This window comes from Faecalibacterium sp. BIOML-A4 (assembly GCF_009679665.1).
GTDB classification, from domain to species: domain Bacteria; phylum Bacillota; class Clostridia; order Oscillospirales; family Ruminococcaceae; genus Faecalibacterium; species Faecalibacterium taiwanense.
In genome coordinates this window covers 1-17964 of sequence record NZ_WKZG01000019.1, presented here as the reverse complement: position 1 = coordinate 17964, position 17964 = coordinate 1, and the positions used below count along the sequence as shown (strand labels likewise).

The following is a 17964-nucleotide window of genomic DNA, read 5'->3' as shown; positions in this document are numbered from 1 at the left end:
CTTTCTTTTAATAGGCGGGTCTTCCGAAGGCGTAGAAATGCTGCTGCCAGTAGGAAGAATTGATGGATGTGTACTGAATGGGATCACCGCAGTGGATCATGACGCCACCACCGACGTAGATGCCGACGTGGGACACGCCGGGGGTGTCATACGTCCCGACAAAGAAGATAAGATCACCGGGCTGGGCGTTCGCTTTTGAAACCGGCGTGCAGACGTTGTAAAGCCCCTGTGCGCCCAGCCGTCCGGTATTCACAAGACCGCTGTTCGTGAGAACATAGCTGACAAAGCCGGAGCAGTCAAAGGATGTGTCGGGATTGGAGCCGCCCCACACATACGGATATCCGAGATACTTTTCCGCCTCGGTAATCAGCGTTGCAAACTTCTCGTCGTTCAGGTATTCCGGGTTGACATCGTAGTCGGCGGGAGGATTTGTGATGTACTTGTCCACATAGGGGGAGTTACCGAACAGATCCTCGCGGTTGCCCAGCACCGACATATACGTCGCGTACATGGAAAGCTGTTCCTGAGACATGATGTAGACCGGGACATGGGAGAGATTGAAGTTTTCGAGCTTCACGTTGCAGATGTAGTAGTCATACGGAACGCGATAGGTTTCCGTGTGCGTGTTGCCGTCTGCATCCGTCCATATGTCGGTCTCTGTGCGGTATCTCGTTTCGACGATGACCTCTTCGGTGAGGATGTACTGCTTTTCAAACAGCATTTGGAGCGTACCCTGCACCTCGTCCAGTGTGAACTCGCCCTCATGGAGAGCCGAGAGAATGGAGATCAGCACATAGGGGTCATGCTCAATATCATCCAGATCGAAGTGATACTCGTCGTAGTCATGGGTGCTTTCGTATGTGTCGAGATAGCGTTGCAGCTCTTGCTCCATTTGGCAATACTGCGTCTCCGCGGCCAGCATCGCGTCATCCTCGCTGAGATAAGAGGACGCAATAACCGACGAGCCGGTAGAGGTGAGCATCGAACACGAGCTGATACCGGCACCGAGCAAAACGAGAAGGGCAATTCCGACGCCGATCCAGATAAAGACCTTCTTGTTCTTCTCAAAGAACTCCTTAATCTTGTCGGATGCCTTCTCACCGAGCTTCTTGCCGGTATTCTTTGTGGCAGTCCCGGCAGTCTGAGAACCGGCATTTCGTGCAGCGGCATATTCCTTCTTGATGTTCTGCTTCTGGTAGTGCTTGTTCATGTTCTGCTTCTTCATCTCAGGATGCCCCTGCTGATTTCTCTCATATTGGAGCTTGGCGTCAGCTACATCCGCCTTGTGTTCCAGCTTGGAAACCTTCTCATAGGGCTTGTTGACGCTTTTTTCTCTGTGATGACTGAAATGCCTTGCGGCGGTCTCTGCGACAATCTCTGTTTTGTGCGCCCCCTCGACCGCCGAGTTTTCCTGCTCGACCTCATGGATTTTGCCGTGAATGCCGGAGGCGAGAGTGTCACCGACCTTGCGGACGGTTTTGTCTGCCTCGAATTGCAGCTTGCCCTTGCCCTTCGGCTTTTTCAGCTCATCTTCAAAATGAAGGCGGGTTTTGCCCTTGCCGGTTTCCTCATCAAAGACACGCTCTTTCTTGAGAACCTTGTGCGTGGGTAGCTTCTCGCGGGCAGCGTCCAGACGCTCATGCGCCTTTTCGGACTTCCTTTCGAGCTTCTGCATCCGCTTCGTGGTCGAGACGGCATCGTCCGAGACCGGCTTTGCAGAGGCAGTCTCCGCCGCTTGAGTGAGAATGGCATCTGCATCCACTGCTTCAACCGCAGAGGTCTTGCGCAGCTTGTGCGTGACAACCGTTTCGGCAATCACCGTGCCGCTATGAGAAGAAACACCGTGCTGCTCTAAGGTTGGAGGCTTGAACGGCGTTTCTGGCGAAGGCAGCGGTTCAGGTGCATTCTGGGGTGGATTTTCTGCCCTTTTCTCTTCTGTGACGGACGTTTCCGAGAGCGGCTGTGTGTCGTTATCCTCGGCGTGTTCCGCCTGAAACTGACGCTGCTGACGGCGCATCTGCACCTTTTTCTGTTCCTCCGCAGAAAGAGCTTCGGAAGGCGCGGCTGTCTCAGCGGGCTTCACCAGCTCTGCTTCTTCCAGCCGTTTTGACACACGCTGCTCGGTGCCAGCCGTCAGGTTTTCCTCAACCGCGCCTTCTCGCGTCATCCGCACGACTACCTTGTCGCGGGCTTTAAGCTCCGGTTCCTTGGACATCAGGTTTCACCTCCAATCCGCTTGTAGGCAAGCTCGGTGTACGCCGGATTCAGCTCGATGCCGACGAAATGACGCCCCATCTGCGAGGCAACCATGCCGGTTGTGCCGCTTCCCATGAACGGGTCAAGCACAATGCCGCCTTCTGGACAACCGGCGAGAAGACAGGTTTCAACCAGCTTTGGAGGGTAGGCGGCATAGTGACCGCCCTTGAAGGGGACGGTGTTGATCTTCCAGACATCGCGCTTGTTGCGGAGCGGATTGATGTCTGCGTCCTTGATCTCGCCATGCTCACGAGGGCGGTTGATGGACTGCGGCTGAGGCTGACCGGGAACGGGTTTGCCGTATTTGTTGCCGCCCTTCATGCCGCGCTTGAGACGTTCTGCCGTTGCGGGGGCAATCGGCTCGGAGATCGCCTTGTAGTCGAAGAAATACTTCTTGGACTTTGAGAACAGGAAAATATGCTCATAGCAGCGGGCGCAGCGGTCTTTGACGCTCTCCGGCATGGGGTTGTCCTTCATCCAGATGATGTCGTTGCGCAGATACCAGCCGGTATCGCGGAGGGCAAAAGCCAGCATCCACGGAATGCCGATCATGTCTTTCGGCTTGCAGCCCTCAACCTTGTTGTTGAGAGCCACAGCCTGACCGCTTCTGCCGTTGGGGTTCTTCGGGTCAACGAAATCGCCCTGATTGCCTTTCCCGGCGTAGGTGTCCGAGATGTTCAGCCAGAGCGTTCCATCCGGACGCAAAACGCGCCTGACTTCGGTAAACACTTCCGTCAGGCGCGAAATATATTCCTTCGGCGTTGTCTCTCTGCCGATCTGAGCCTCCATACCGTAATCACGGAGCGCGTAATACGGAGGGGACGTCACACAGCAATGAACGCTGTCATCGGGCAGGGCTTTCAGGATTTCAAGGCAATCGCCGGTATGAATGATGTCAAGCTCTATAAAAACCAGCTCCTTTCTTCGGATTTGAGCGCATATCAGTCGGAGTAATACTCGCCCGGCTCGTAGTCCTCGTCTTCCATGAAGTCCTCGTCGAGATCGTCAATCTCGTCCGCCCATCGGTCGAAGATTTCCTCGGCTTCCTTCGCCGCCTCACGATAGAGGCTCAGGCGGTTCGTCTCAAAGGCAGCGAAGGCGGGGATGAACTTGCCGAACTCACGGATTGCCTTCACATCCTGCGTGCGCATATCTGCGACGCACTGGATAATTTCGGACATGGTGAGCAGATCGTCGATCATCAGCTCATACTTGTCCTTGGGGATAGTTACGGCTTCATCATCCGCCGCGTCTACGAAAGGGGTATTCTCATCGCTGTTGCTGCTTTCGGGAACATCAACCTTGAAGTAGAAACCAATCATATCCACAGATACCTTGGTCATAATCTGACGTGCCTCCTTGACCTTTTCGTCGATGTCCTCCCTCACATGGAGGTAGGCGCGGTGATGCTTCTTGAGATCGCTTTCCAGTCGGATCAGATCGGTCAGCTCCCACAGAGCCTTAAACAGCGCGGAGGTGTTCTCTCCGTATTCGATAGCGTCCGCATAGGGAATGGTAATCATCTTGTTGTTCATATTCAAAAATCCTCCTATCAGTTCTGTACGGTTTCTTCTAAGCGGGTGGTCATGATGCGGTAAAGCTGGGTGTCCTTCGGGAAATCGTCCTTGAAGGGAACGATGGTCGAGCCATAGAAGATCAGCCCCTCACCGGCGTTGGAGTTGGTGATGTAGTTCTGCTGGCTGGGCGAGATGTTCAGCGCCTTCGAGAGAATCTGCCGGTCGCCGGATGCCTGATTCAGAAGGTAGACAAAATCCGAGTTTTCAAAAATGTTCTCCACCTCGCGGGAGGCAAGAAGATCCTTGACGTTCTGCGTGATTCCGGTCGGGATGCCGCCCCATTTTCTGAAACGCTTCCAGATTTCCACGCTGTACGCGGCGGTCTGTTCCTCTTTCAGCAAAAGGTGGAACTCGTCCATGTAGTAGCGCGTTGCCTTGTGCTGGGCGCGGTTGATGGTAACTCTGTTCCACACCTGATCCTGCACGATCAGCATACCGAGCTTTTTGAGCTGCTTGCCGAGTTCGCGGATGTCATAGCAGACAAAGCGGTTGTTGACATCCACATTCGTTCTGTGATTGAAGACGTTCAGAGAGCCGTGAACATAGATTTCAAGGGCAGTTGCGATGCGCTGTGCCTCCGGCTCCTTCTGATTTCTCAGAATGTTGTAGAGGTCTTCGAGGATCGGCATTTTCTCCGGCTTGGGGTCTGCAAGAAACTCCTGATAGACCATGCGGACGCTGCGGTCAATGATGGTCTTCTCAACCGGCTGCAAGCCGTCCTTGCCGCCGACAATCAGCTCGCACATGGAGAGAATGAAGTCGGATTTCAGCGTCAGCGGGTTTTCCTCTTCGGAGTAGTTCGTGTTGATGTCCAGCGGATTGATATAATCCGTGCTGACCGGCGAGATGCGGATGACCTGACCGCCGAGCTTCTGTACAAGGGGGAAATACTCGGCTTCGGGGTCGCAGACGATGATGTCATCCTCCGTGATGAGGAAGGCGTTCGTCATTTCGCGCTTGGCAGAGAAGGACTTACCGGAACCGGGTGTACCCAAGATCAGCCCGTTGGGGTTTTTGAGCTGCTTGCGGTCAACCATGATCATGTTGTTGGACAGCGCGTTCAGCCCGTAGTAGAGAGCTTCGCCGCCCTGAAAAAGCTCCTGCGTGGTGAACGGCACGAAAACCGCCGTGCTGGAAGTGGTCAGTCCGCGTTCGATCTCCACCTGATTGACGCCGATAGGCAGAGAGGACATCAGCCCTTCCTCCTGCTGAAAGTCAAGACGCTTGAGCGCACAGTTATACTTTTGGGCAATGGCGGCGGTCTGGAACACCGCATTTTCGAGCTTCTGGCGATTGGTTGCCGTATTCATGATGAGGATGGTCACGAGGAACAGTCTCTCGTTGCGGGTCTGGAGATCCTGCAACAGACGCTTTGCCTCGCCGCCGAAGGTAGCGAGATCGGACGGGATGATGTCCATGTCGTAGCCGGAGCGGACTGCTTTTTTCTGTTCCTCGATCTTCATTTTGTCGAGGTCGGTGATCTTCGACTTGATGCTCTTGATTGCCTTTGCCTGGTCAATCGTCCGGATATGAAAATTGACCGTGATGTTGCTGTCCATCTCAAGGAAGTCGGCAAGCATACGGTCATTGAGTTCCGGCGCGAGGATTTGCAGGAAGCTCACCGCGCCAATGGTTCTGCCCATCTTGAAGCACTTGCCTTCACGGAAGTCAAAGGAAGTGGGCGCGATGAAGTCCTTCGTGCTGAGTCCTGTCCGGGCAACCATATCGAAGGAAAAGCGGAACGGCTCATTGGTGTCCATGTTGAACACATCATGAAGCACTTTCAGCCGCTCGTAGCCGGACAGCGGCTCGGTTTTCACACCGAGGGTTTTGAAGTTGTTGAGAATATCGGTTTCAATGCGTTCGAGCTTCGGCTTTGCCGTGCGGAGGGAGTCTGCCTCAATGCCGAAGGTGATGTACTTCCTCTTGACCAGTCCGTTGTTGCCCTTGGTGAGCTGGCTTTGCAGCATACCGGAATACTCGGAGCGGATGTCGTTGAAGGCGTCCTCCTGTGCCGGAATGTTGATGCGCTTGCGGAACTCATTGAGGCTTGCCTTCTGATTGATGAAGGAGAGCTGGACGAAAATCGAGCTATCAAAGTAGTTCAGAAAGTCGCACCAGTTCTCAAAGATGGCAGTTTTGTCCTCGTTCTGCGCAAGCTGGTAGTTGATGTCCTCAAAGGCGATGGACTTCGTGTAGAGGCGGCTGTTCACCTTGCAGATACCGTCACGGCACATCTCCACATAGGGGATGGTCTGCTGGGCGGACTTGCGGACTTTCTTTGCCTTCCTGTCCTTTTTCTTCTGCATGACGATCCGCTTCTTTTCCTGAGCGGAAAGGGCATCGCCGTAAACGACGCCGTTTTTGACGGTCATCTTAGGCTTTGCCTTTGCTGTGCTGTTCTTCAAGCTGCAATTCCTCCTGTTCTTTGATTTTCTGCTGAATTTCAGCGTAGAGATTGTTTGTGCGATAGGGGCGCACCTTGTCCCGGATGAACATGGACTGTACGATGTGGTACAGATACTTTTCGGCGGGCTGACCGTCCTTCTCGTAAAGCGCGAAGAAGATAAACGGGAGCATGATAACCACCATCAGCATTGCCGCCGTAGACAAGTCGAGATGCGCCTTCGCCAGAAAGAAGATCGGGACGCCGACTGCCGCAGCGATGGAAAAGCAAATAAGCTGCCGCTTGGTCAGGTTGAACATGACCTTCGTTTTGACGCGGTTAAGATCCTTCGGGACCGGAACAAATGCCATTGACTGTTTCCTCCTTTCCAAGCTGCTTTTCGTAGCGCAGCTTCATTTGTGCGGGATATTGATCCTCCTTCGGTTGACGCTTGCCCGTCCAGCGAAGCCCACCCGCTTTGCCTTGACAGATCCAGCCGGAAGCCCGAAGGCTTGCACCGTTTTCGCTTTCCAGCGTGTATGTGATGATGCGCTTATAGCCCATAGCCGCAGCAGCTCTTGCCGCCGCACCGTAGAGAAAGCTGCAAGCGTTCTTCGCCCCGTTGGTGCATAGCCTTGTGACCTCCAATGTGAAGCCGTCATCCAGATACCGGCTGACGGGACGCCCGGCGATGATTACACCGACCAGCTCACCGTCTGCTTCACAGCCAATGGAAAACTTGTGACCGGCAACCGGCTTGTGATGTCGGTGATACTTCCGGACATACTCGTTGGCGTCACGAAGAGAGATGGGTTTTAGCCGCAGCATGGTGTTTCCTCCATAGGAAGATGAGCCGTGCATTCGACCTCGTTGCCCCAAACGTCCCAGCCTTCGGGAGACTGACGGGCAAAAAGCTCCACGCGGGGAAGGTCTCCCATGAGCCGAACAATGCGCTCCCGCGCTTCATCCGGCTTTTTGGAATGCTCTTCAATATGACTGAGAATGACCTGACGCACACCGGCGTCAACACGCTTCGGGTGTCCCTTTGTAGCAAGGATGCAGATTTCGGCATTCGCCCTTGTCCAGTAGCCCATGCCGGTAAAGAGATCGTCGTTCCTTCGGTTTTGCTTCACCCATACAAAAGCCACGGTCTTATAAGAAAATCCCCATGCCGTCAGCACTTCGAGTGCTTCACAGAGGCACGGGAACGTGATCCAGAGAAACAGAGCGCAGTCCTTAGCGGCAAGCTCACCGACCGGAAGTGCCTTGATGTCTTCAATGCACATCGTCGGGTAGTGGCTTTCCGCCGACCGTCCCTGTCCCTTCTTGGAGTAAGTCCGATACGCCCAAGGGGGATCGGCGTAGATGATGCTGTACTTCTTCATGCTGCCGACCTCCTTAGTGCGCATGGAAGATGGATTTTGCGAGGCTTCCGGTCTTGAACAGCGAGAAGCACAGAATGACCGTGTACGCTGCCACAGAGAACAGAGCCGAATGAATGTTGTCTGCGATGATCATGCCGTTGATCAGCACCGCATAGATGCCGACGCAGACCATGATGAGAAAGCCCTGAAATGCCAGAGCGAACAAGCCTTTCAGATAGTTCGTGCCGATGCTGCCCCATTCGCGGTTGCTCATGGTTGCGATGGGAATAGGCGCAATGCTCACGGTGCAGTAAATCTCAATCATGCGCCCGTAGAGAATAACCGTAATGAGGATCGCCATGATTTTGAGGCACAGGCTGATCAGAAGCGTTTCTATCGACAGTCCGAGCAGTTCTCCGACACCCATGTTCTCCATGCCGGTACGCATCTGCGCAATCGTCGCGTCAATGTCAATGCTGGTGTTGCCGTGGATTACTCCTGCTGCACCGGAAACCACGTTCTGCCCGATGTCGAATACTGCCATCACGATGTCAAACGTGTGTGTCACGAGATAAATCGCCACAGCCGCCTTGAAAAACCACTTGAAGAACATCCAAGTGTCCATGTCGTGAAGGTTGTTTTTCTCGGTGATCATGGAAATCAGCTCGTAGCACAAAACAAAGGTGATGATGATACCAGCGATGGGGACTATCACGTTTTCGGATAGTCCCCGGATCATCTGGTACACGCCGCCGTTCCAGCCGGACGGGGTTTGCCCGACCTCGGCGGCAATCGTTCCTACCTTCTCGTTGACATCGGTGAACATATTGGTCAGGTTGCTCTCGATCCATCCGATTAGCATATCCTTGAGAGCCTGTTCGATCTTTTCTAAAATGCTGCCCAATATTTCACCACCCTTCGGTTAAGCTGGGCTTGCCGTGGATTAGCCGAACAAACCGGAGAGCAGGGGGATGAGGGTCGTGCCGATCAGCACCACACCGCCGCCAGCCATGAGCTGCTTGATGCCCTGAGACTTGGCACCGGGGTTGTCGTTGCCGTAGCCTTCCATGAGGTTTACGACGCCCCACACCGCGAGACCAGCGCCGAGGGCGATAACGAGCGTCTGGAGAACCGTAACTGCCTGATTGATAAATGCCATACTTGAATTTCCTCCTTAAATCGTTGGTGAATTGTGAGGGGCGGGAGCTTTTTCGCACCCGCCCCGCTGGTTACTTCTGTGCGGCTGTCGGATTAACCGAACAGACCGGAGAGCAGAGGGATGAGGGTCGTGCCGATCAGCACCACACCACCGCCAGCCATGAGCTGCTTGATGCCCTGAGACTTGGCGCCGGGGTTGTCGTTGCCGTAGCCTTCCATGAGGTTGACAACACCCCACACCGCAAGACCGGCACCGAGGGCGATAACGAGCGTCTGAAGAACCGTGACAGCCTGATTGATGAAAGCCATAGATTTTCCTCCTTGAATCGATGAAAGTTGAGTGTGTATTTTTGAAAATGGGCATAAAAAAAGAAGCCCCGTCGCTGTTCTGCTTTGGGATGAGCCATCAGGCTTTACCCACTGCGCAGTGCAGCGACGGGGCTTTAATCTACTTCGACCTCGCCCATATCATAGAGGTCGAATGTGTCATCGGGCTTGACTACCAGCTTGTGCTGCCGGTACTTCTCGATGTCAAAGGCGTTCCGCTTATCGTAGTCGGAGAGCTGCCGGTATTTTGGATGCTTCGTAATGTCGTATTTGTTACTGAGAAAAGGTCTCACGCCTCGAAGCTGCAAAATACACTTTGCTCCGTCCATGACGGCGATCTCATCCTGAGACATCAGTTCCTTGCCGGTCTTCTGATAGTTCAAGCCATAGGAGTTGTTGTTGGAACGGGTTTCCGAGGTGTTGTAAAGGTCGATTGTCTCCTTGCCCAGCACCTCGCTGATTTCCTTGAGCGTGGATTTCTCCTTGCCGCCGAGGAAAAGTGTGCAGTCGCAGTTGCCCGTGATGGTGTCAGCCGCATCCTTGTAGATGGTTTTGAGCTGAGACTGGGACTGCAAGATGATTGACGCCGAGATTTCCCGGCTTCGGATGGTGGCAATGAGCTTATCAAACTTCGGGATTTGACCGATGTTCGCAAACTCATCCAGCAGACAGCGCACATGGACGGGAAGCCGTCCGTTGTAAACGTCATCTGCCTTGTCGCAGAGAAGGTTGAAGAGCTGGGAATACATGATCGCCACGACGAAATTGAAGGTATCGTCGGTATCGGAAATGATGACGAACAGCGCCGTCTTCCGGTCTCCGATGGTGTCAAGCTCCATCTCATCGTAGCTCATCAGCTCCCGCAGCTCTGCGATGTCGAAGGGCGCAAGCCTTGCACCGCAGGAAATCAGGATCGACTTGGCGGTTTTGCCCGCCGCCAGCTTGTATTTGCGGTATTGCTTAACCGCAAAGTGGTCAGGGTCGCGGGCTTCCAGCTCGTCGAACATGACATCCACGGGGTTCTTGAAGGTCTCATCGTCCTCTCTGGCTTCTGAGGCATTGATCATTTCGAGCAGGGTAGTAAAGTTTTTCTCGTGGTCAGGTGCCTCGTACCAGATGTAGCCGATGAGAGCTGTGTAGTAGAGTTTTTCCGCCTTGACCCAGAAATCTTCGCCGGACTTATCGCCATCTCCCTTGGTATTGAGAATGATGGTATTGACCAATTTGAGGATGTCCTTCTCACTGCGGATGTACGCGAATGGGTTGTAGTGCATGGATTTCCGGAAATTGATGGTGTTCAGCGACTTGATGACGTAGCCGCCCTTTTCAAGCATTTTGCCGCACTCCACCAGCACCGTCCCCTTCGGATCGGTCACAACATAGCTGCTGTGCATCTGCATCAGGTTTGGCTTCACGAAAAAGCGCGTCTTGCCTGATCCGGAACCGCCGATGACAAGGATGTTTTTATTTCTGGCATATTTCGGCTGCTTGGGACGGCTGTTCATGGTCAGAAACTCCGTCTGCGTCAGGATGACGTTGTTGGAGAACTCCGGGTCCATGTACGGCTTGATGTCCTCTGGCTTGCCCCAGCGGGCAGATCCGTATTCTTCGCCCTGCCGGAACTTCTTGCGGTTTTTGCCCTTGACGTAGACCGCCAGCTTGAGCAGCGCACCGGCAATCAGACCGACGAGCAGATCGACGGGATGAAAGCTGGGAAGCGGATTTGCAAAGGCAGTGCCGAATACAGCAAAGCCGTTTGTCAGCTTGTCGATGAACTCCGTGCCGGGAGCGAGACGAAACACGGCGGCGATCTTATCCGCAAAGTAGAAGGCGAAGACATACGGAAGGTTCAGAAGAATGAGCTTCTTCACATCGGGTTTGCTCACAGCTCCACACCCCGATCCTTGGTCTTGACCTTGACTTTCTCCTTGTGCTGCGCCTTGCTCTGGGCTTTCTCCTGATCCAGCTTGTGCCGGATGGACGGCTGTTCCTTCTGCTTGACAGTCTTGGCAGAGAACTCCTTGAAGGCGGCGGTCATGACATCAACGTCCCGTCCCTTGAAGAAGACAAGATAGCTGGGCGGATCTACGGAAACGTCCTTCTTGAGCGCAAAGTCCAGACCGTATTTGCTGGCAGTCCGCTCAAAGGACTTGATATTGCCATCCGTCACTTCGATGTTGGAGATGGCGGCATTCTGGCTCATCAGATGCTTGATGGACTGCTTGCCGCGATAGGTTTTTGGTTGCTGCATCTGCTTCTGCGCCTTCTCAATCTCCTGCACGAACTTGTCCAGTGCCTTTTTCAGCACCTCGGCTGAGATTTTGCCGCCCTTGATCATGATTGCAACAACTTTGGTGTTGACTTCATCCTGCAATGCAGTGATACCTCCTTTCCTTGGAATAATTGAGGGAATGCTGCCTCAGCTAAGGCGGCACACCCGGCAGATGAATGAATATGACCATGTAAAGCCCTCCTTTCAGGCATAAAAATAGCCGCCAGCGTTTCGCTTGCGGTTTACCAGCCGTTGAAATCATGATTGACCTTTGCGGAGTAGAAATTGTCCATCGTTGCCGGAGCGTTATAGAGTGTGGTCAGGAGATATGCCCTGATGTTCCGAATGTTGGACGGACATTCCTTCATTGCGTGGAAAACATACTCGATGTGGCTGCTGTCCAGCTTGAGAAAGCGGGACTTGACCACTTGCTGCGGCATATCTTCGCCATTGATGCGGATGGTAGGAGCAGTTGAGCAAACGGCATCCAGCATGATCTCGACAATTTCACCGAGGCGGTCTCCGTCAGGGCGGTCTTTCATAATCTCGTATTCGATGTTCTCTTCGATGATTTCTCTATATCGCTCTCGCTCATCCATCCAATCAGTCCCATCATTTCTGCGTCCTGTGCCTGAGTGATTGATAGATGGAGTATTGTTCAAGTGAGTATTTTCTTGGTGTGTAATTACTTGGTTCGTATTTATTTGCATTGGGTTTCCCGATGTCGGGACATCCGTTGCCGGTTTTACCGGTATCGGCTTTTCCGATGACGGTGAATCCAATGCCGGTTTTGACAACTCCGGTATTTCAAAGACAAGATACTCGCTTTGCGCCATTCTGCCGTTTTTGTCCCTACGCTGACGCCTGATGATATAACCGGCATCCTCCAATTCCTGCACAGCAGAGCGAACGCCGTCGATGCCGTCCGCGTTGAGCTTGGCAAGCCCCTTGAGGGAGTAGTCCCATTCATCCGGAAGGCTGAGGATTTTCGACATCAGCCCAACAGCCTTGAGGGAGAGCTTCTTGTTGCGAAGATGGTGATTGCTCATCATCGTGAAGTTCTCGATCTTGGGGACTCTGAAAACTGCCATAAAATCACCTTGCCATTTTGGGAAGCAGCTCTTCGCCGCACTTTTTCTGGAACTTCATTCGGATGACATCCTTGCCCTTCGGCGTGAAGTAGGTCTGAGAACCGGTGTAGCAGTACGTCACAAAATCGCGGACGATGAACAGTCCGGCATTGCTGTCCTTGTTGTAGGGAAGAAGCTGACCGGAGGGAGATCGGAACAGGTACTTCTCCCTGAGAAGAAACTGGACGAACTTGCGCTCCGGGATTTTCAGTTCCTTTGCCGTCGTTCGGATATTGGTGCAGTCATCCGGATTGATGAAGGCGTCGTAGTAATCGGCTTTGGGCTTTGCCGTGTTCAGCTCACACTCAAGAGCCTTTACGCGATTCTTTTCCAGAATCAACGCCTGAGCAAACTCCACAATGACCGCCGGTTCCTTCTGAATGCGTTCCAGAAGGGAGTCCGTCATGTAGCCGCCGGTCTTGCGAATGGTAGGAATGACCTCATCAAATACCCACAGTTCAAACTTTTCAGCCGCAGGAAGTTTGCTGCGAATAATTAGCCGATAAACGTCTCCTTCCGGGATGAAGTTGATACTCTGAACTTTCCCGCTGATAGGGGTAGAACGTTTCGTTATAGCCCTGCAATGGTCGTTGACCGCCTTGTTCGGGTTGGTGTAACCGAGTGCCTTTGCAACATCTGCCGCACAGAACAGAACTTTTTCTCCTTCGAGGATTGTTCTTACCTCACCAAACTGTTCATTCTTGAAGATTTCGATTTTGTTATCCATGACAGGTTTCCTTTCCGGCATCAGATGTGCCACTTTGATTTTTGAGTGTAGAAACGGGATTGCAGCAGTAGGGACACTCTGCAAACACGCAGGACTGATATTTCCAGTGAGGACGGTGAAAGCGGCAGCTTCGGCACTCAGGGAGAATGCCATCCGCGCCGCTGTCAAAATGCTCAAAGCCGGGTGTGGTCTGCATCAGCAATTCCAGTGCTTGCAGATTACCGGCTGTCATGCGTTTCATGCTTAAAAACTCCTTTCCTTAGCCGCATCGCCAGCAAATATTCCGGCTTTTGGGCAACAAAAAAAGAGGGTTTGCTTCTTACTCCAAATTGGAGAAGAAACAAACCCTCTTCGTTTACGATGTAGTTCAGATGATTTCTCGGATGGTATGAATGACACCGAGCAGTAGCCCGATGAAGAAGGCAAGTCCTCCGATAAGACCGCCTATGATTAAGTTCAATGAGAAGATGCCGACTGAGCCGGAGATACCGTAGCCGCTGGGAACGAGCCAGAGGCACATCCTCCGGATGCCGAATGGCAAGCCGACGCAGATCCACATAAGGAAGTAGTCACATACGCCGTCAGGCATATAGATCGGCTTGAGAAATGACGCGAGGCAGAACGCAAGCGCGATTGGAAGCAGAACCTCCTTCAAGAAGACTTTGATAGCACCCACTATATCCTCCTTCTGCCGGAAGTGTGCAGCAGCACCCTCCGGCTTGCTTGATTATTGTGAAAGTCCTTTGTTTTCGGTCAAAAAAAGAAGGGACTAAGCCAGAATGCCTTGATTTTCAAGGTCTTTCTGATTTAGTCCTATTATCGCACAATAATCTTTGGTAATGACTGTTGCCACCTTTCCTTCCCGGATATCATCCAGAAGTTCCTGAAAGGCAGGGCGGTCAGAGTTCGTACCGCTGTAACCATCATCAACATAGTACTGGCAATTCCCGAAACCGTTGCGTGTGGCATACTCCATAAGCATTGACTTTTGAGTGCGGATGCTCAGGCTTTCGCTGTTTGAACCGTCATCTTTTGACAGTCGGCAGTATAAAGCAGTTACTTTTTTGTCCTTTTCCATGTGTACCTCCATAATGGAAAAGAGACCTCATCAATCACATTGTAGCGGATGCTGCGTGACGATGCAAGCCCTTTTCCGCAGTAAAACGTCCAATTAGCCAGCGGCGAGATACGATTCGGCAGTTTTACGAATTTCTTCTTCCACAAGCCGCTGAAAAAGCGTATTCATCGGCACATTGCCGATATAATGGCGTTCCACGATCAGGCGCACGGACTTCGGACTTCTCGGCGCACGTTTGCGTGTGGTGGGCTTCTTCTCAGATTTTTCTTTGTTCAAGGGCAGACCTCCTCATTCATGTGGTGCAAATACGGAAAGGAATGGATGGATTCTATTCGTTTTTCTCTTTTTGTTTTATTACGTTGGTTAGGTGAAAGTTTTCTTCGATACAGTCTTAAAGGCTGCTATACTGCATAGGAAAAATATCTTTTGCAGATGCCATTAAGAATCTGCATCACAGAATCGTGATTTTGGCGGTTCTTGAATCGTGAAAAACGCAGAACTATTCAACATTTGGAATTTTCACAAAGATGTGATTGGGCGAAGAAAACCGCGTTCGTCTGCGCTCAATCAATCCCGCAGCGTCCAATTCCTTAAGCGCACTGGAAACACTGACAGTGCTGCGCCCTAGCTGCTCAGCCAAAGAGCAAATCGTAAAAATGACAAACACGAATCCACGTTCATCTATCCAGAGATTTTTCTGCGAGAGTGTGGCACGGTCGAGTAGCAACACATAAGTCATTTTTGCAGTCTGACTCAGGTCAAGTTCCAAAAGGAAGCATGGGTATGGGAGAAACGGCGGCAGCGGAGTTTGCGTGGTAAGATATTCTGAAATGTTGATCACCTCCAGCTGAAGCAGAAATCAGGAACAAAGAGTATGTAACGAGAATTGGAGGGTTCCAATTCTCCAGTCGCAGAAAAGCACGAAACAAGTGCTCAACTGCGTTAATAAGTTAAGGTCTCCCATATTGGTCCTCGACTTCCCTAGGAGTGGGGAATCGTCCGGCGGCGGGCTTGCACCGCACCATTGGCATTTCAGCCACCCCGTCTTCGTTATGACCGGGCTGCGAGTTACAGAAGTACCTTTTGTGAAGTACCGGACGATTGAACTATTCACTTGTCAAGGAACATATGGAAGATTTCTGGACTTTGACGGACGAAAAACATCCTTCTACTTGGTAGCCGATGAAAAAGGCCATTTCGTAGCATTGCAAGCAATTTTGTAAACAAAACGTCATAATAGTCCGAGAATGGTCTTGAAAAAGATGCCCTACACTTGGTAGGCATCGAGAACGCCTGTTTCGTAGCATTGGTGAGAAACTTGTAATTGAATTGTAATTCTTGAGACCAAATCTCCGCTTTTGAAAAAATCCTCTCAATAGGTAGGCAACGAAAACAGCCCAAAGACAACCATCTTTTTGAGAATTAACAAAAAGGTCACAAATGACCGGCTTTCAAAGAGGCGCTTCTACTATTAACAGAAAAAGTGGCCTAAAATGGGGGGTGTTGGAGAAAATTTCTGCCTTAAAAGTACGCCTCTACTCACTAGCCAGCGAGAATAGCCAAAAGCCAGCAAAAAAACAAATGAATTATGTATTTCTGCCACTGATTGCAACGGCATATCGGTGACAGAAAGATCGTTTAGAGCGATTCTTCGCGGTTTGGGGTGGTGGAAATCGTTTTGTNAGTGGCCTAAAATGGGGGGGTGTTGGAGAAAATTTCTGCCTTAAAAGTACGCCTCTACTCACTAGCCAGCGAGAATAGCCAAAAGTCGGCAAAAAAACAAATGAATTATGTACTTCTGCCACTGATTGCAACGGCATATCGGTGACAGAAAGATCGTTTAGAGCGATTCTTCGCGGTTTGGGGTGGTGGAAATCGTTTTGTAGTTAGACTTTTTCTGCTGAAGCTGCTCCAGCTTTTTCAGCACCGATTCCTTCTCCGGGGTCTTACCGCCCGGTGCGGAAAGCTGCTGCTTATTCAGCACCATGTCGATATACTTTCGCACATTTTTCAGTGCGGAGATATCCGGCTGCAAGGTTTCCAGTTGGGTGCGCAGCTCTGCACTGCTCGATTGCAGCGCAGAAAATTCGGCATCCAATGCCGAAAAATCCACCGCTGTGCTGCCGTTCAGCTTCATCAGGGTGCGGACGGCTTTATTGAATGCGTCCAGCTCGTCCTTGTGCTGGGCAGCGTAAGCGTCCTTGGTCAACTTGAAGTTCTTCTTGATAAAGGTGTCGTGGATGGGCTTCAGCTTGGCATGGGCGGCGGCAGCGTCCTTGATCTGGGCGATTGCCCGCATACGGTTTTCGTTCTGCTTCAACTGCTTGCGGAGAGGGGCGGCGGTCTGGTTCAGGTTAGAAATTGCAGTGTCCAAATCCTCGATGGTGTTCAGGGAATGGGCTTTCATATAGTCCACCGCCTGTTTGACTTCCTCAAAGTCCCGAATAGTGCATTTCAGTTTTGCCTTGCCAGACCAATCGCTGCGCTGCTCATTGCGGAGATTGAAGTAGTCCACCAGCAGGTCGGACAGCGTGGGTTCTTTCGCCTTTTCCAGAGCGTCCAGAAGAAGCTGCTTCTTTTCGTTCAGGTCTGCGATCCAGTGTTGCAGACCACGAATTGCACTGCGGATGGACTGCATCAGGCTGTTGGCGGCTCGAATATCTCGGTTCAGATTGCCGAGAAAGGTTTTCACCCCGCGCTTTTCCATCTGGTGTGCAGCGGGACCGAGATGCACGGTCGGTATCTGCTGGATGCCCTGCCGCTCAAAGGAGCGCAGGTCAACACGTTCTGGTCTGCCAGCGGCTTCCAGATAGCGGTTGGTAACAACTTCCCAGCTGTGCCGCCAAACCTCGGCATACTTCTGGTCGTTCCAGTCCACCGTGTTTTCCTTGTGACACTTCCAGTTGCCGGAAGCGAGCCGGATGCGCTCACCGTTCTCGTCAAGGTCGTACACCTTTCTGGCTTTCGGGAGCCACTTGCCGTGTTCATCCATTGCCCGGAGCGTCAGTAGAATGTGGGCGTGTGGGTTTCCATCTCCCTTGTCGTGAATGGCAAAATCAGCAATCATCCCTTTGGAAACAAACTGCTCCTGACAAAATTCTTTTATCATAGAAAGATACTGTTCCTTCGGCACCTCCACCGGGAACGCCAGCACAATGCGCCGGGCAAGCTGGGAGTTCCACTGGTTCTCCACGGCTTCCACGGCGTTCCAGAGAATCTGCCTGTCTGCAAATCCGGGCGGCGCATAGGACGGCAGCATGATCTCGGCATGGACAAGTTCTTTCTTCTTGTTGTAGAATTTCGTTTTCTGGTCGTACTCGCTGAACAGCCGTTCGCCGCTCTGATAAGCAGCCCCAGCAACAGCGGACTGCCCTTGGCTGCGCTTGACGATGGTGATTTTGAAATGCGGACACGGAATAGGCATCACCTCCAAACAAAAAGACCGCCCAGCAAGATTGCTCTTGATGAACGGTCTGGAATCGTATTCGGTTGTACTCGCCGCCTTGGAGCGGAGTGCTGTGCGCTTCGGTCTCAGGCGGGAGCCGCAAAAGGATAGCTGCAAAGCAGCGCAAGGAAAATGCAGTTTTCCTTGGGATGGAATCGGGCTGGCGCACAAACGCCAGCTTCGATTTCATCGAGCCGTCTGCAAGACCGCAATTTCACCGGAACGGTGTATAATTGCGCCCTAT

At 52.2% G+C, this 17964-nt stretch carries 20 protein-coding genes; all 20 read right to left on the bottom strand.

Annotated elements, in window-relative coordinates:
- Positions 1–7 precede the first annotated feature (7 nt).
- The 20 genes from GKG34_RS12925 to mobQ all read right to left on the bottom strand — a co-directional run bounded on the left by GKG34_RS12925 (position 8) and on the right by mobQ (position 17699).
- Positions 8–2215 (bottom strand): C40 family peptidase, encoded by a 2208-nt coding sequence (locus GKG34_RS12925; protein ID WP_148336315.1) that lies wholly within the window; start codon positions 2213–2215, stop codon positions 8–10.
- A complete protein-coding gene (locus tag GKG34_RS12920; RefSeq protein WP_243139270.1) occupies positions 2215–3045 on the bottom strand; it encodes a site-specific DNA-methyltransferase in 831 nt (276 codons plus the stop codon). Before GKG34_RS12920 ends, GKG34_RS12925 begins: the two co-directional genes overlap by 1 nt.
- 152 nt (positions 3046–3197) lie before the next feature.
- Positions 3198–3791, bottom strand: a complete 594-nt coding sequence (locus GKG34_RS12915; RefSeq protein WP_148336317.1) for a nitrogen fixation protein — start codon at positions 3789–3791, stop codon at positions 3198–3200.
- A gap of 17 nt (positions 3792–3808) precedes the next feature.
- Complete coding sequence (locus GKG34_RS12910) at positions 3809–6208, bottom strand: VirB4-like conjugal transfer ATPase, CD1110 family (RefSeq protein WP_148336707.1); 2400 nt, start codon at positions 6206–6208, stop codon at positions 3809–3811.
- 1 nt (position 6209) lies between these two features.
- Positions 6210–6590: a PrgI family protein gene (locus tag GKG34_RS12905; protein ID WP_148336318.1), complete on the bottom strand. Its 381-nt coding sequence runs from the start codon at positions 6588–6590 to the stop codon at positions 6210–6212.
- The gene (locus tag GKG34_RS12900; RefSeq protein ID WP_148336319.1) at positions 6559–7047 is read right to left on the bottom strand and encodes an XF1762 family protein; all 489 of its coding nucleotides are present in this window, start codon (positions 7045–7047) and stop codon (positions 6559–6561) included. The genes GKG34_RS12905 and GKG34_RS12900 overlap by 32 nt, the downstream gene beginning before the upstream one ends.
- Positions 7035–7604 carry an MT-A70 family methyltransferase gene (locus GKG34_RS12895; protein WP_007593032.1) on the bottom strand — a complete coding sequence of 190 codons (570 nt, stop codon included), beginning with the start codon at positions 7602–7604 and terminating at the stop codon, positions 7035–7037. Before GKG34_RS12895 ends, GKG34_RS12900 begins: the two co-directional genes overlap by 13 nt.
- A 13-nt stretch (positions 7605–7617) precedes the next feature.
- Complete coding sequence (locus GKG34_RS12890) at positions 7618–8487, bottom strand: VirB6/TrbL-like conjugal transfer protein, CD1112 family (RefSeq protein WP_005934793.1); 870 nt, start codon at positions 8485–8487, stop codon at positions 7618–7620.
- Positions 8488–8526: 39 nt separating this feature from the next.
- Entirely contained in the window at positions 8527–8742 is a 216-nt protein-coding gene (locus GKG34_RS12885; RefSeq protein WP_005934794.1) for a Maff2 family mobile element protein, read from the bottom strand.
- Positions 8743–8834: 92 nt separating this feature from the next.
- Entirely contained in the window at positions 8835–9050 is a 216-nt protein-coding gene (locus tag GKG34_RS12880; RefSeq protein ID WP_005934794.1) for a Maff2 family mobile element protein, read from the bottom strand.
- Between the two features lie 134 nt (positions 9051–9184).
- The gene (locus GKG34_RS12875; RefSeq protein WP_347563463.1) at positions 9185–10954 is read right to left on the bottom strand and encodes a type IV secretory system conjugative DNA transfer family protein; all 1770 of its coding nucleotides are present in this window, start codon (positions 10952–10954) and stop codon (positions 9185–9187) included.
- Complete coding sequence (locus tag GKG34_RS12870; protein WP_148336323.1) at positions 10951–11442, bottom strand: PcfB family protein; 492 nt, start codon at positions 11440–11442, stop codon at positions 10951–10953. Before GKG34_RS12870 ends, GKG34_RS12875 begins: the two co-directional genes overlap by 4 nt.
- A 140-nt stretch (positions 11443–11582) precedes the next feature.
- Complete coding sequence (locus GKG34_RS12865; RefSeq protein ID WP_097839515.1) at positions 11583–12431, bottom strand: DUF6017 domain-containing protein; 849 nt, start codon at positions 12429–12431, stop codon at positions 11583–11585.
- 4 nt (positions 12432–12435) lie between these two features.
- The gene (locus GKG34_RS12860) at positions 12436–13197 is read right to left on the bottom strand and encodes a phage antirepressor (protein WP_148336324.1); all 762 of its coding nucleotides are present in this window, start codon (positions 13195–13197) and stop codon (positions 12436–12438) included.
- Positions 13190–13438: a hypothetical protein gene (locus GKG34_RS12855; RefSeq protein WP_080906734.1), complete on the bottom strand. Its 249-nt coding sequence runs from the start codon at positions 13436–13438 to the stop codon at positions 13190–13192. The genes GKG34_RS12860 and GKG34_RS12855 overlap by 8 nt, the downstream gene beginning before the upstream one ends.
- 126 nt (positions 13439–13564) lie before the next feature.
- Positions 13565–13873 carry a DUF6050 family protein gene (locus GKG34_RS12850; protein ID WP_008816184.1) on the bottom strand — a complete coding sequence of 103 codons (309 nt, stop codon included), beginning with the start codon at positions 13871–13873 and terminating at the stop codon, positions 13565–13567.
- A 93-nt stretch (positions 13874–13966) separates the two neighbouring features.
- Complete coding sequence (locus GKG34_RS12845; protein ID WP_243139269.1) at positions 13967–14275, bottom strand: recombinase family protein; 309 nt, start codon at positions 14273–14275, stop codon at positions 13967–13969.
- A 93-nt stretch (positions 14276–14368) separates the two neighbouring features.
- Complete coding sequence (locus GKG34_RS12840; protein WP_005945116.1) at positions 14369–14551, bottom strand: hypothetical protein; 183 nt, start codon at positions 14549–14551, stop codon at positions 14369–14371.
- Between the two features lie 223 nt (positions 14552–14774).
- Positions 14775–15116, bottom strand: a complete 342-nt coding sequence (locus GKG34_RS12835) for a replication initiator protein A (protein WP_082210870.1) — start codon at positions 15114–15116, stop codon at positions 14775–14777.
- A gap of 999 nt (positions 15117–16115) precedes the next feature.
- Positions 16116–17699, bottom strand: a complete 1584-nt coding sequence (mobQ, locus tag GKG34_RS12830) for a MobQ family relaxase (RefSeq protein WP_144038710.1) — start codon at positions 17697–17699, stop codon at positions 16116–16118.
- Positions 17700–17964 lie beyond the last annotated feature (265 nt).

Coding starts and splice junctions, on each gene's coding strand:
- GKG34_RS12925 (WP_148336315.1), bottom strand. CDS start 2,215: ATGTCCAAGGAACCGGAGCTTAAAGCCCGCGACAAGGTAGTCGTGCGG.
- GKG34_RS12920 (WP_243139270.1), bottom strand. CDS start 3,045: ATGGAGGCTCAGATCGGCAGAGAGACAACGCCGAAGGAATATATTTCG.
- GKG34_RS12915 (WP_148336317.1), bottom strand. CDS start 3,791: ATGAACAACAAGATGATTACCATTCCCTATGCGGACGCTATCGAATAC.
- GKG34_RS12910 (WP_148336707.1), bottom strand. CDS start 6,208: ATGACCGTCAAAAACGGCGTCGTTTACGGCGATGCCCTTTCCGCTCAG.
- GKG34_RS12905 (WP_148336318.1), bottom strand. CDS start 6,590: ATGGCATTTGTTCCGGTCCCGAAGGATCTTAACCGCGTCAAAACGAAG.
- GKG34_RS12900 (WP_148336319.1), bottom strand. CDS start 7,047: ATGCTGCGGCTAAAACCCATCTCTCTTCGTGACGCCAACGAGTATGTC.
- GKG34_RS12895 (WP_007593032.1), bottom strand. CDS start 7,604: ATGAAGAAGTACAGCATCATCTACGCCGATCCCCCTTGGGCGTATCGG.
- GKG34_RS12885 (WP_005934794.1), bottom strand. CDS start 8,742: ATGGCATTTATCAATCAGGCAGTTACGGTTCTCCAGACGCTCGTTATC.
- GKG34_RS12880 (WP_005934794.1), bottom strand. CDS start 9,050: ATGGCTTTCATCAATCAGGCTGTCACGGTTCTTCAGACGCTCGTTATC.
- GKG34_RS12865 (WP_097839515.1), bottom strand. CDS start 12,431: ATGGCAGTTTTCAGAGTCCCCAAGATCGAGAACTTCACGATGATGAGC.
- GKG34_RS12860 (WP_148336324.1), bottom strand. CDS start 13,197: ATGGATAACAAAATCGAAATCTTCAAGAATGAACAGTTTGGTGAGGTA.
- GKG34_RS12855 (WP_080906734.1), bottom strand. CDS start 13,438: ATGAAACGCATGACAGCCGGTAATCTGCAAGCACTGGAATTGCTGATG.
- GKG34_RS12845 (WP_243139269.1), bottom strand. CDS start 14,275: ATGGAAAAGGACAAAAAAGTAACTGCTTTATACTGCCGACTGTCAAAA.
- mobQ (WP_144038710.1), bottom strand. CDS start 17,699: ATGCCTATTCCGTGTCCGCATTTCAAAATCACCATCGTCAAGCGCAGC.